Origin of the sequence: Streptomyces hygroscopicus subsp. hygroscopicus (assembly GCF_030269125.1) — a bacterium.
Lineage (GTDB): Bacteria > Actinomycetota > Actinomycetes > Streptomycetales > Streptomycetaceae > Streptomyces > Streptomyces hygroscopicus_C.
Genome location: NZ_BSSM01000030.1, coordinates 25,577 through 38,545, shown reverse-complemented (window position 1 = coordinate 38,545; position 12,969 = coordinate 25,577). Strand labels below are relative to the sequence as shown.

General features: G+C 74.3%; 8 protein-coding genes. 3 read left to right on the top strand and 5 right to left on the bottom strand.

Features of this window, described 5'->3' with window-relative positions; genetic code table 11:
* Positions 1 to 485: 485 nt before the first annotated feature.
* Positions 486 to 1,034 carry a MarR family winged helix-turn-helix transcriptional regulator gene (locus QSK45_RS37635; protein WP_285563456.1) on the bottom strand — a complete coding sequence of 183 codons (549 nt, stop codon included), beginning with the start codon at positions 1,032 to 1,034 and terminating at the stop codon, positions 486 to 488.
* Positions 1,035 to 1,156: 122 nt separating this feature from the next.
* On the opposite strand from QSK45_RS37635, the gene QSK45_RS37630 reads away from it, so the two are divergent.
* Positions 1,157 to 2,431, top strand: a complete 1,275-nt coding sequence (locus tag QSK45_RS37630) for an MFS transporter (RefSeq protein ID WP_285563460.1) — start codon at positions 1,157 to 1,159, stop codon at positions 2,429 to 2,431.
* A gap of 13 nt (positions 2,432 to 2,444) precedes the next feature.
* Here QSK45_RS37630 and QSK45_RS37625 read toward each other — a convergent pair whose 3' ends face one another.
* The 3 genes from QSK45_RS37625 to QSK45_RS37615 form a co-directional block, all read right to left on the bottom strand.
* Positions 2,445 to 3,230 carry a class I SAM-dependent methyltransferase gene (locus QSK45_RS37625; RefSeq protein WP_285563455.1) on the bottom strand — a complete coding sequence of 262 codons (786 nt, stop codon included), beginning with the start codon at positions 3,228 to 3,230 and terminating at the stop codon, positions 2,445 to 2,447.
* A gap of 52 nt (positions 3,231 to 3,282) precedes the next feature.
* Positions 3,283 to 4,932 carry an ATP-binding SpoIIE family protein phosphatase gene (locus tag QSK45_RS37620; RefSeq protein ID WP_285563454.1) on the bottom strand — a complete coding sequence of 550 codons (1,650 nt, stop codon included), beginning with the start codon at positions 4,930 to 4,932 and terminating at the stop codon, positions 3,283 to 3,285.
* A 133-nt stretch (positions 4,933 to 5,065) separates the two neighbouring features.
* Positions 5,066 to 6,430 (bottom strand): NAD(P)/FAD-dependent oxidoreductase, encoded by a 1,365-nt coding sequence (locus QSK45_RS37615; RefSeq protein WP_285563453.1) that lies wholly within the window; start codon positions 6,428 to 6,430, stop codon positions 5,066 to 5,068.
* Between the two features lie 374 nt (positions 6,431 to 6,804).
* Here QSK45_RS37615 and QSK45_RS37610 point away from each other — a divergent pair, with 374 nt between their 5' ends.
* Complete coding sequence (locus tag QSK45_RS37610) at positions 6,805 to 7,590, top strand: TetR/AcrR family transcriptional regulator (protein ID WP_285563452.1); 786 nt, start codon at positions 6,805 to 6,807, stop codon at positions 7,588 to 7,590.
* Between the two features lie 217 nt (positions 7,591 to 7,807).
* Positions 7,808 to 9,622: a sigma-70 family RNA polymerase sigma factor gene (locus QSK45_RS37605; protein WP_490993674.1), complete on the top strand. Its 1,815-nt coding sequence runs from the start codon at positions 7,808 to 7,810 to the stop codon at positions 9,620 to 9,622.
* Here the strand turns inward: QSK45_RS37605 and QSK45_RS37600 are convergent.
* A complete protein-coding gene (locus tag QSK45_RS37600; protein ID WP_285563451.1) occupies positions 9,609 to 12,872 on the bottom strand; it encodes an ATP-binding protein in 3,264 nt (1,087 codons plus the stop codon). The two genes, QSK45_RS37605 and QSK45_RS37600, sit on opposite strands and share 14 nt — an antisense overlap.
* Between the last annotated feature and the right edge of the window lie 97 nt (positions 12,873 to 12,969).

The following is a 12,969-nucleotide window of genomic DNA, read 5'->3' as shown; positions in this document are numbered from 1 at the left end:
TTTGGCACGCTGTTGAGTTCTCAAGGAACGGTCGCTTCCTTTGTACTCACCCTCTCGGGCTTTCCTCCGGGCTTCCCTTCGGTGTTTCCGACTCTATCAGATCTTTCCGATCCGATTTCCTCGGCGCTTTCCAGGTTCCCGCTTTCGCGTTTCCCTTTCCGGCGGTTCCGACTCTATCAGATCCTTTCGGCGTCTGACTCCCAGTCAGGGGGGTTTGCCTTCCCGACCGTTGGGCCGTTCCGACGTCTCAAACCTTAGCGGATGCGTCCGGCGATTCCCAATCGGTCCGCCGAATCCCTTTTCGAATTGAATTCGGGCACGCCGAAATCAACCCGAGAGGGAGATCGTGCTTGTGGTGTGAGGGGTGCCGCTCGAAGCGGCTGAGGTGCCACCGCGAAGACGTTACGGCTCCGCGGCAACCCGAAGAACTCTACGGAACCGGCAGAGGTGTGTCAACCGTGCCTGTCAAGATCTTTTCGAGGGCGTCAGTCGAGGTCGCTGAGGCGGCCGCCGGCGTCCGGCTGGGCGTGCTCCACCCTGCGCAGCAGCGTGGTGAGGACCTCCCCGAGCACCGAGCGCTCGGCCGGGGTCAGGTCCTGGAGCAGGTCCTCCTCGAAGACGGTCGCGAGGCGCATGGCCTCCAGCCACTTCTCCCGGCCCTCGGGCGTCAGCTCGATGATGACCCGCACCCGGTTGGACTCGTCGCGCTCCCGGGTGACCAGGCCCTCGGCGACCATGCGGTCGATCCGGTGGGTCATGGCGGCCGGGGTGAGGCCGAGGCGCTTGGCGAGGTCGCCGGGACCCATCCGGTACGGGGCGCCGGAGAGGACCAGCGCCTTGAGCACCTCCCACTCGGCGTTGCTGATGCCGAGGGCGGCGGTCTGGCGGCCGTACGCCACGTTCATCCGGCGGTTGAGCCGGGACAGGGCCGACACGATCTTCTCGACCTGCGGGTCGAGGTCCTGGAACTCGCGCTGGTAGGCGGCGATCTGCTCTTCGAGGGTCGGCTCGGTGACGCCGGCGGTGTCGGCCATGGGCCGAGTATGGCACGCACCCGCTTTGCCTTGAAGTCCTTCACTGTGTACTCTTTAGCTTCGAACTTTAGCTTTGAAGTCTTCACTCCTAACTAGTGAGAGAGGTGAACGTGACCAGGGCGATGGGCGCGGCGATGCGCCGGATCCACGTGGGCAACGCACTCAGCGCATTCGGGCTCGGCTTCACGGTTCCGTACCTGTACGTCTACGTGGCGCAGGTCCGGGGCCTGGGGGCCATGACGGCGGGACTCGTGCTCACCGTGTTCGCCGTGGCCGCGCTGATCGTGCTGCCGCTCGCCGGCCGGGCGATCGTGCGGCGCGGCCCGCTGCCGGTCCTGCTCGCCGCCCTGGTCACCGCCGCGCTCGGCGCGCTGAGCCTGGGGCTCGCGGGCAGCGCGTGGTCCGTCCTGCCCGCCGCCGCGGTGCTCGGTGCCGGGCAGGCCGTGATGCAGCCGGCGCTGGCCACGATGATCGTGGACTGCTCCAGCGCCGACACCCGGTCGCGGGCGTTCGCGATGCAGTTCTTCCTGCAGAACCTGGGCCTCGGCATCGGCGGCCTCATCGGCGGCCGCCTGGTCGACACCACGCGCGTGTCGTCGTTCACCCTGCTGTTCGCGATCGAGGCGGCGATGTTCCTGCTGCTGGTCGCCGTGATGGCCACCGTGCGGATTCCGCACTCCCCCCGTCTGGAGGCCGCGCCCGCGTCCGCGAAGGGCAGCTGGAAGCGGCTGCTGGGCAATCGGGCGATGGTGCAGCTGTGCGTGCTGGGCTTCGTGCTGTTCTTCGCCTGCTACGGCCAGTTCGAGTCGGGTCTCAGCGCGTACGGCGTGGAGGCGGCCGGGATATCCACGTCCACGCTGGGTACGGCCCTGGCCGCGAACACGCTGATGATCGTGGTCGCCCAGTTCGCCGTGCTGAAGTTCGTGGAGCGCGCCCGGCGTACCCGGGTGATCGCCCTGGTGGGCCTGGTCTGGGCGGTGGCGTGGCTGGCCGCGGGATACGCGGGGCTCGGGCACGGCAGCCAGGAGATGGCGACGGCCGCGTTCGTGTCGACGTACGCGCTGTTCGGTCTCGGTGAGGCGATGCTGTCGCCGACGGTCGCCCCGCTGGTCGCCGATCTGGCGCCGGAGGGTCTCGCCGGTCAGTACAACTCGGCGTTCGCGCTGGTCAAGCAGCTGGCGCTGGCCGTCGGTCCGGCGGTGGGCGGTCCCCTCGGGGCCTCGCTGCACGCGCCGTACATCGTGACCTTCGTGCTGTTCTCGCTGGGCATCACGTATCTGGCGCTGCGGCTCGGGCGGCGGCTCACCGCGGTGCAGGACCAGCCGTGGTCGGCGCGCGGCAGCCGCGTGGTCAGCCGGGGCGGCGCGCCCGTGGAGTCGGTGCCCGCCGAGGCGTGACGCGAGGAGCCGTTCAGCGGGTGGCGGTGACCAGCAGCACCGTGAAGGGAAGCGTCGCCGTCCCGTCGGGGGCGGTGTGGGCGGCCAGTCGGTCGCGGACGAGGCGGGCGGCCCCGGTGAGGGCCTGTGCGCCGCCGGATTCCGTGATCAGGCCGCCCCACAGCGCTCTCAGGTGGGCTTCGGCGTACTCGTCCAACGGCGGCAGGGTGATGTCGCAGGTCAGTTCGCGGTGGGTGACGTCGCGGTAGCCGGCCGTCCGCAGGGCAGTCGTGAGGTCCTCGGCGGTGCGGACGTAGGCCCGGAGGAAGTAGGGCAGCGCGTCGGGGGCGTAGGTCCGCAGGGCGCGCTCGTGGGCGAGGAAGTAGGGCTGGCGGTCGAGCGGGGCCCAGACGGTGGCGGCGAAGCGGCCGCCGGGGCGGGTGACCCGGGCCGCCTCGGTGAACGCGGCGGCCAGGTCGGGGAAGAACTGGGCGCCCTGCTGGCAGACGACCGCGTCGAAGGTGGCGGTGTCGTAGGGGAGGCGGTCGGCGGGCGTCGCGGTGAAGTCGATGCGGGGCCCGCGGGCGCGCGCGACACGGATCATGCCCTCGTCGATGTCGGCCCCTCGGACCAGCCCCGTGGGTCCGACCAGGGCGGCGGCCGCGCGGGCGGCGAAGCCGGTGCCGCAGGCGAGGTCGAGCACGGCCTCGCCCGGACCGGGGTGCACCGCGTCCAGCAGCGCGGCCACGAAGGGCGCCATGACCGGGGCACTGTGGGTGTCGTACGCCTCGGGGCCTTCGGCGCTGCGCGTGTCTGCCATAGGTGTGCTTGTAACACCGGAAGTGGGGCGCAGGCCAACCCGTGATCGCTGCTCAGGGTCTCGGTTTGGGCAGCAGGAACTCGCACCAGACCGCTTTCCCGCCGTCCGGCGTGCGGCGGCAGCCCCAGGTGGAGGCGATGGTGGCGACGATGGCGATGCCCCGGCCGGACTCGTCGGCCGGCTCGGCGCGGCGGCGCCGCGGGAGGTGGTCGTCGCCGTCGGTGACCTCCACGATGAGGCGGCGGTCGGTGCGGCGCAGCCTCAGGCGCATGGGCGGGGTGCCGTGCTGAAGGCTGTTGGCGACGAGCTCGCTGGTGGCGAGGACGCCGAGGTCGTGCAGTTCGGCGGGGAAGCGCCAGCTGGTGAGGACGCCGGAGGCGAAGGCGCGGGCGCGCGGGGCGGCCTCGACGCCGCCGAGGAGTTCCAGGGCCGCGTTGCGGAACAGCTCCCCGTCGGGGCCCGTACGCGCGGGGTGCTGGAGGACCAGGACGGCCACGTCGTCGTCATGGTCGGCGGTGACCCCGGCCGAGCGGACCAGGCGGTCGCAGACGACCTGGGGGGAGCCGGTGGCACCGGCCAGGGCGCGTTCCAGGGCGGCGATGCCCTCGTCCAGGTCCTCGTTCCTGCGCTCCACCAGGCCGTCGGTGTAGAGGACCGCCGTGGAGCCGGGGGCCAGCGCGATCGAGCCCGAGGAGTGCATCCAGCCCCCGGTGCCGAGCGGCGGGCCGGTGGGTTCGTCGGCGCGGGAGACCGTGCCGTTCTCGTCGCGGACCAGGATCGGCAGATGCCCGGCGGAGGCGTACACCAGCCGGCCCTCGTTCGGGTCGTGGACGGCGTAGACGCAGGTGGCGATCTGGTTGGGGTCGATCTCGGTGGCGAGGCCGTCGAGGAGCTGGAGCACCTCGTGCGGGGGCAGGTCGAGGCGGGCGTAGGCGCGCGCGCCGGTGCGCAGCTGGCCCATGACCGCGGCGGCGCGCACGCCCCGGCCCATGACGTCGCCGATGACGAGGGCGGTGCGGCCGCCGCCGAGGGTGATCACGTCGTACCAGTCGCCGCCGACCGCGGCCTCGGTGCCGCCGGGCTGGTAGGTGGCGGCGATGCGCAGGTCGTCGGGTTGTTCCAGGTCCTGCGGGAGCAGGGAGCGCTGGAGGGTGACGGCGGTCTCGCGCTGGCGGCGTTCGCTGGCGCGCAGCCGTTCGGCGGCCTCCGCGTGGTCGGTGACGTCGGTGGCGAAGACGAGGACCGCGCCGTCGCCGCCGTCCTCGGCGACGGGGGTGCAGGTGAACGTGTAGGAGCGGCCGTCGACCGCGCGGCGGGACTTCAGGGTGCGGGGGCGGCCGCTGCGCAGCACCTGGTCGAGGAGCGGGAGCAGGCCCAGTTCGGCGAGTTCGGGCAGGGCCTCGCGGGCGGGGGCTCCGGTGTCGCGGGCGCCGAACGCCGTCGTGTAGGCGTCGTTGACGTAGGCGACGCGGTGGTCGGGGCCGTGCACCAGGGCGACGAGGGCCGGGACGCGGTCGAGGACGTCGCGGGCGGGCAGTTCGTCGACGGCGGGCACCGGGCCGGAGCCGCCGGCGGGGCCCCCGGCGCGGGCCGCGGGCACGGAGCCTTCCCCTCGCCGGTCCGATGGGACCGGGGTCTCGGTCCGCGCGGCGGCGCGGCGCTGCGTTCCGGGGAGCCGGGCGCTCCAGCGCGTGAAGTTCACTGTGGGGAAGGCCTCGTGGGTGCGAGGGCGGGCGGGTGCCCGTCCGATGTCGTGGGGCAGTCTGGCAGGGAGCCGGCCGCGGCGGGCGACATCCGTCAGACGGTGGGGCGGGCGGTGCAGTTCCTGGTTCCGGTCAGGACGACCCCTTCGGGTCGTCAAGATGCTTTCCCCCGGCCGCGAGTTCGAACTCCGCGCGCGGGTGTTCGAGTGAACCGAGCGAGACGATCTCCCGTTTGAACAGTCCGGAGAGGATCCATTCGGCGAGCACGCGGGCCTTGCGGTTGACGGTGGGCACCCTGCTGAGGTGGTAGACGCGGTGCATGAACCAGGCAGGGTAGCCCTTCAGCCGGCGCCCGCGGACCTGCGCGACGCCCTTGTGCAGGCCGAGGGAGGCGACGGAACCGGTGTACGCGTGCGCGTAGGTCTCCAGGGGCTCGCCGCGCAGGGCGTGGACAAGGTTGTCGCCGAGGACTCGGGCCTGGCGCACGGCGTGCTGGGCGTTGGGCGCGGTGAGGGTGCCGGGTTCGGCGGCGGTGACGTCCGGGACGGCCGCGGCGTCGCCCGCCCCCCAGGCGTGCGCGGTGCCCTCGACGGTCAGCTGGGCGGTGCACCTCAGCCTGCCGCGGTCGGTGAGCGGCAGGTCGGTGGCGGCGAGCAGCGGGTGCGGCCGGACGCCGGCGGTCCAGACGACCGTACGGGTCGGGAAGCGCTGGCCGTCGCTGAGCACGGCGACCCGGCCGGCGCAGGACTCCAGGCGGGTGCCGAGGAGCACCTGGATGTTGCGGCGGCGCAGCTGGGTGACGGTGTAGCGGCCCATGTCGGCGCCGACCTCGGGCAGGATGCGGTCGCTCGCCTCCACGAGGATCCATTTCATGTCCTCGGCACGGACGTTGTGGTAGTAGCGGGCGGCGTAGCGCGCCATGTCCTCCAGTTCGCCGAGGGCTTCGACGCCCGCGTAGCCGCCGCCGACGAAGACGAAGGTGAGGGCGGCGTCGCGGATCGCGGGGTCGCGGGTGGAGGAGGCGATGTCCATCTGCTCGATGACGTGGTTGCGCAGCCCGATGGCCTCCTCGACGGTCTTGAAGCCGATGCCGTACTCGGCGAGGCCGGGGACGGGCAGGGCGCGGGCGACCGAGCCGGGGGCGAGCACCAGTTCGTCGTAGCCGAGGAGTTCGGCGCGGCCCGCGTCGGCGGAGGCGAGGGTGGTGACGGTGGCGGTGCGCGCGGCGTGGTCGATGGAGGTGGCCTCGCCGATGACCACGTGGCAGTGGCCGAGGACGCGGCGCAGCGGCACGACGACGTGGCGGGGTGAGATCGAGCCCGCGGCCGCCTCGGGCAGGAAGGGCTGGTAGGTCATGTAGGGGTCGGGTGTGACGACGGTGATCTCGACCTCACCGCGCCTCAGCTCGGCCTTCAGCTTCCGCTGGAGGCGCAGGGCCGTGTACATCCCGACGTAGCCGCCGCCGACAACCAGAATGCGCGCACGTTCCTTCACCATCCCATGACGCACCCGGCGCAGTGGTTTGTCCACAGGCCCGGCAATTTGTGTGACCGGCGGCCTGATGTGCGGCCGTACCGGCGCGGTGGCCGGGCGCGGGGAAAGGTGGCAGGTCAGCGGGGGCGGACGCGCGGGCGTACGCGCCCGGAACCGGGACGTGTATGTCTCGTACTCCGATCGGGGGGCGCAGTGTGCGGAACCTGCCCCTTCTGAATTGACTGCCTCTCAACTATGTTCGTGTCGACGGGGTGTAGGGGATGTGGTCGCACGAGCTCTGCGACGGGCGGGGCCGCGGCGATCGGTGCCATCGCGCACCCCGGCATCAGTGACGGGGAGTGTCTCCGGGGGGAGACGTCATGTACCGGGGGAAACACATGCATATTCAGGACACCCACTGGTCGGCCGCCACCACGATGGCGGCCGGAGGATCGACGGTGCCGGCGGTCGCTGCGGCGAACGGGCGTGCGGACGAGGCGCGTACGACGCCGCTGCGGGTGGACGCGCAGCGCAACCTGGAGCACGTGCTGCGCGCGGCGCGCGAGGTGTTCGGCGAGCTGGGGTACGGCGCGCCGATGGAGGACGTGGCGCGGCGCGCGCGGGTCGGTGTCGGCACCGTGTACCGGCGCTTTCCCAGCAAGGACGTGCTGGTCCGGCGGATAGCCGAGGAGGAGACGGCGCGGCTCACCGACCAGGCGCGGGCGGCACTCGGGCAGGAGGACGAGCCGTGGTCGGCGCTGTCGCGGTTCCTGCGGACGTCGGTCGCCTCCGGGGCGGGACGTCTGCTGCCGCCGCAGGTGCTGCGGGTCGGCCCCGCGGAGGACTCCGCCGATGCGGCCGGCGGCGTGGACACCGTGGTCGGGGAGGCCCGGGTACCGCATCAGCGGGTGCAGTCCGGCGGCGGTGAACTGCGGCTCGTGGGGCCGGGTTCCGCGACCTCGGACGACGCCGGGTCGGGCGAACTGCTCGCGGTCGTGGGGCAGTTGGTGGAGCGGGCGCGGTCGGCAGGCGCGTTGCGGGCGGATGTGTCCGTGTCCGACGTGCTGCTGGTGATCGCCACGGCGGCACCGTCCCTGCCGGATGCCGCGCAGCAGGCGGCGGCGTCGGCGCGGCTGCTGGACATCCTGCTGGAGGGTCTGCGCTCCCGCCCCGCGGTCGGCTGATCGCGCTCCCGGCGGGGTTCCCGCCACCCACCCGCGTCACCCGCGCGACCTTCGCGCCGGTGACGCGGGTGGTCTTCTCCAGGCACCGCCGGCACGCGGAGCGATCCCCGGAGGCGATTCCCCTCGGACGAGTGACAGGAGGTGGAGGGGGTCGTTGAAGAAATGACGATGTGGGACGCTGTGGTCGTGATGTCGGGCCGGGCGGGGGCGTTCCACGATGAGTGCTGACGGGGCGCGCGAGGACGAGGGGGCCGGTGCGCAGGTGCCGGGCCAGAGCCGCAGGCACGTCCCGGCTCAGCGGGGCGTGCCGGCCGACGACGCCGAGCTGATCGAGCGGATGCGGGGCGGGGACGACTCCGCGTACGAGGAGCTGTACCGGCGGCATGCCGACGCGGTGCGCCGGTACGCGCGGACCTGCTGCCGGGACGCGCACACCGCCGACGACCTCACCGCCGAGGTCTTCGCCCGGATGCTCCAGGCCGTGCGCGGCGGTTCCGGACCGGAGCACGCCGTACGGGCCTACCTGCTGACCTCGGTACGACGCGTCGCCGCGCACTGGGTCAGGTCGGCGCGGCGCGAGCAGCTCGTCGACGACTTCGCCGCCTTCGCCCAGCAGGCCGCCCGCGCCTTCGAGGTGGCCGACGACGGCGCCCTCGGCCTCGGCGCCGACGTACGGGCGTTGCACGAGGCCGAGCAGTCCATGGCCGTGCGGGCCTTCCGTTCGCTGCCCGAGCGCTGGCAGGCCGTGCTGTGGCACACCGAGGTGGAGGACGAGTCCCCGAGCGAGGTCGCCGTCCTGTTCGGCCTGGACGCCAACGGCACCCGGGTGCTCGCCAGCCGTGCCCGCGAGGGTCTGAAGCAGGCCTACCTCCAGGCCCACGTCAGCACCACCCTCACCGACGACGCCGAGTGCGCCCGCTACGCCGACCGGCTCGGCACCTACGCCCGCCGCAAACTGCGCGTCCGCGCCGAACGGGGACTGCGCAAGCACCTGGCGGAGTGCGCCAGGTGCCGGCTCGCGGCCGCGCAGGTCGAGGAGATCGCCGGTGGCATCCCCGCCGTCGTACCGGTCGCGGTCATCGGCTGGTTCGGGGCCGCCGGATACGCCAAGGCCCTCGGCCTCGTCGCCGGTGGCGCGGGGGCCGGGGCCGCGGGTGCCGCCGCCGCGAGCGGGTCCTCCGGCGGGACGGGTGCCGCGGGCACCGCCGCCGCGGAGGCGGTCGGGGCGCCGGTGAAGGCGGGCATCGCGGCGGGTGTCGTCGCGGTCGCCGCCGCCGCGGTGGCCCTCGGCCTCGTGTACGACGGCCGTCCGGCGAAGGAGGTCGCCGAGCCGTCGTCGCCTCCGCCGGCCGTCGTGCGGACCCCTTCCCCGGCGCCCACCCCGCCGAAGCCCACCCCGCCGAAGCAGAAGCCGGAGCCGGAGCCGAGGCCGGTGGTGCCCGCCGCCCCCGTCCCCACGCCGACGCCCACGCCGACCCCGAGCCCGACCCCCACGCAGAAACCGGCGCCGAAGCCCGCGCCCCCCGGACCCGGCCCGAAGCCCGCGCCGACTCCCACCCCCACACCGACGCCGACGCCCGCTCCCCCGCAGCCGCCCGTCGTCTACCAGCTCAGCGAGCTGCGCTACGACGTGACCGGCGACGGCACCCGGCCCGAGATCGCGCTCGGCCGCAGCAGCTGGGTGTGGCAGCGGTACGGCCTCGACATCGGCGGCAGGAGATACGCGCAGGGGGCGACCGTCCGCGGCGAGTCCTCCGTGACCATCGCCCTGAACCGGCAGTGCACCGCCTACGACGCGCTGGCCGGTGTGGACGACATGACCCTCGGCCTCGGCAAGGTCTCCTTCGCCGTCTACGGCGACGGGGTCGAGCTGTGGCGGTCCGGGATGGTCAAGGGCCGGGACCGGCCCGTTCCCGTCCACGTGGACCTCACGGGTCGTACGACCGTGCGGCTCGTGGTGCGGCCGCACAGCAACTCCTTCGACCGCACGGCGCTGGCGGACTGGGCGGAGTCCCGGTTCACCTGCCGGTAGCCCGCCGGATGTCGTCCAGGACGTCGGCCGCGTCGTGGCGCGCACCCCGGGCCCGCTCGGCCGCGTACCGGTCGGCGGGCAGGGCGGCGCGGGCGGCGGCCCGCACCCGGGCGGCCTCGGTGCGCTCGGGCTCGCTGCGCGGGCGGCCGTCGCGCCAGTGGTCGGCGGCCTCGTACAGCCGTACCGCGCCCGGCAGGTCGCCGAGCCGGGCCAGCAGACCGGCCGCGGCGTCCACCAGGCCCCCGGTGATCGACTCGGCGCAGCGCAGGCCGACGGCCTCGTCCAGCGCCCCGGCCAGGATCGGCAAGCCGTGCCCGGGGCCCGACTCCTCGGCCACCAGCAGCGCCTCGACGGTGCGCAGCGCGGCCGCGAACTGCGGTGGGGACACCTCGGGGCCGGCCGCCCGGCAGCTCGCCTCGAAGTGCGCGCGGGCCTCGGCGATCCGGCCGTCGCGCAGGGCGATGAAGGACCGCATCAGCAGCACGAAGGCGCGGGACTCCGGGACCGCGTACCGGTCCGCGGCGGTGCCCGCCTCGTCCAGGGCGGCGAGCGCCGTCTCCCGGTCGCCGAGGCGGAAGGCGATGTCGGCGAGGCGGGCCAGCAGGAACGGCGACTCCGCGTACGCGCCCACCTCGTAGGCGAGGCGCAGCGCCTCCTCGTACTCCTCGCGCGCCTCGGCGAAACGGCCGCGCGCCATGGCCGCCTCGCCGGCCGCGCTGCACACCTGCGCCCGCATCCAGCGGTCCCCGACACGGCGGCCGAGCACGCGCAGTTCGGCGAGGTCCTCGTCCACGCCGCGCAGATTGCCCGGGGAGTCGACCAGCACATGGGCGCGGTACATCAGCGCGGCGCCGAGTTCCCAGTCTCCGCCGTGCTCGCGGCAGTTGGCCACCACCGGGGCCATGTCCCGGACCACGTCCCCCGGGCCGCCCAGATAGTAGGCGGTCATCGGCCAGACGACACCGGGGAGGCGCGCGGCCTGGGGGCCGCCACGCTCGTAGGCGGCCCGTACGAGGGCGAGGTAGCGCGGGGCCCGCTCGTCGGCGGCCAGCTGGTCCATGCTGCCGCCCGCCGTCAGGAAGAGCTCGAACAACCGCAGGTCCATGCGGAGTTCGCGCAACGGGTGGCCGGTCTCGGCGTCGGGGGCGCGGAGCAGGGCGGCCATGTGGTCGGCGGACTCCGCCAGGGCCGTGAGGGCCGCCGGGTCGGTGGCCCCGCCGGCGTCGAGGGCGGCGCCCAGGCGCAGCACCCGGCGCACCCGGGCCACCCCTTCGTGGCGATAGTTGCGCAGCCACCAGAACCAGCCCATGGCCAGGGTGAGCGCGCCCGCCTCCGCCTCACGGCCGGCGCGCACCGCGCGGTCGAGGGCGGCGCGGATGTTGTCCAGGTCGGTCTCCAGGCGGGAGATCCAGGGGAGTTGGTCCGCCGAGCGCAGTCGCGGATCGGCCTCCTCGGCCAGGGCGCGCGCCCAGGCGAGGTGGCGGTCTTCGGCGGCGGCGCGCAGCCCGGGGGCCTCGGCGGCGCGTTCGGCGGCGTACTCGTGGATGGTCTCCAGCATGCGGTAGCGCATGCCGCCGGGGCCGTCCTGCGGGGCGGCGAGGACGAGGGACTTGTCGACCAGCGCGCCGATCGTGTCCGCCACCGGGCCGGTGCACACGGCCTCGGCCGCGGCGAGGTCCCAGCCGCCGGCGAAGACGGAGACCTCGCGCAGGACGGTGCGCTCGCGCTCGTCCAGCAGGTCCCAGGACCAGTCGACCACCGCCCGCAGGGTCTGCTGGCGGGGCAGCACGGTGCGGCTGCCGGAGGTGAGCAGGCGGAAGCGGTCGTCGAGGCGGTCGGCGATCTGCCGCGGGGTGAGCATCCGGAGCCGGGCCGCCGCCAGTTCGATGGCGAGGGGCAGCCCGTCCAGGCGGCGGCAGATCTCCGCCACCGCGGCGGTGTCGCCCAGCGCCGCGTCGGCGTCGGGGCGCACGGCCCTGGCGCGCTCGGCGAAGAGGCGGTGCGCCTGCTCCGGGACGAGGGGCTCGACCGGGCGCACCGACTCGCCGGGGACGCCCAGGGGTTCGCGGCTGGTCGCGAGGACGGTGAGTCCCGGGCAGTGGGTGAGGAGGGTCTCGGCGAGGGCGGCGGCCGCGTCGACGACGTGCTCGCAGTTGTCGAGGATCAGGAGTTCGGCGCGGGGTGCGCAGTACTCGATCAGCAGGGCGGTGGGATCGGTCTGCTGGGGTGCCAGTTCGGTGCTCAGCAGCACGGTCTCGCGCAGGCCGAGCGCGCTGACGACGGCGCCGGGCACGGCGTCCGGCTGGTCGAGCGGAGCGAGTTCGGCGAGCCAGGCGGGGGTGAGGACGGCGCTGGCGGCCTCCTCGGCGAGCCGGGTCTTCCCCGAGCCGCCGGGGCCGGTGAGGGTGACGAGGCGTGACCTGCCCAGGTCCGCGCGCACGGCCGCGAGTTCCGGTTCGCGCCCGACGAAGGAGGTGAGGCGGGGGCGGAGGTTGCCGCGGCGGGCGGGGGGCGGCGGCGCGGCCGGGCGGTGCACCTGTCGCAGCAGCCCGGCGTGCAGCTCCCTCAGTTCGACGCCGGGGTCGGTGCCGAGGGTGTCGGCGAGGGTGCGGCGCGCGGACTCGTAGGCCGCGAGGGCGTCGGCGGGGCGGCCGGTGTCGCGCAGGGCGCGGATGAGGAGGGCGTGCAGCGGTTCGTCGTACGGATGCGCCGTGGTCAGTTCCCTCAGCTCCGGTACGACGTCCTGGGCGTGGCCCAGTTCCAGCGCGGCGGCGGCGCGGGCGCGGGTCGCCTCCAGGCGCAGGGCCTCGGGGCGGGTGGCGGCGGTACGGTCGGGGAGGTCGGCGAGGGCCGGGCCGCGCCAGAGGGCGAGGGCGGCGGTGAGGGCGCGGTGGGCGGTGGCGGGGTCGCCGTCGGCGAGGGCCTTGGTGCCGGTGCGGGTGAGCCGTCCGAAGACGTACAGGTCCACGTCGTCCTCGGTGGCTTCGAGCCGGTACCCGCCGGGGGCCGAGCCGACGGCGTCCTTGCCGAGGCCACGGCGGAGCCGGCCGACGAGTGCCTGGAGCGCGGCGGGGGCGTCCTGGGGCGGTGCGTCGGCCCAGATCTCGGCGATCAGGGTCTCGGGGGTGGTGGTGCGGCCGGGCCTGAGGGCCAGGGCGGCGAGGAGGGTGCGGAGGCGGGGGGCGGTGAGGTGACGGGGGTTGCCGTGGGCGTCCGCCGCCTGGGTGATGCCGAGAATTCTGTACCGCACCGGGTCATTGTCGCCGGGTGCCCGGTGCGGGGCACGCTGGTTTCGGCACGGGCCGCTCGCTGGACGCCGGTGCCCGGCGGCGGGGGTCACTCACCTG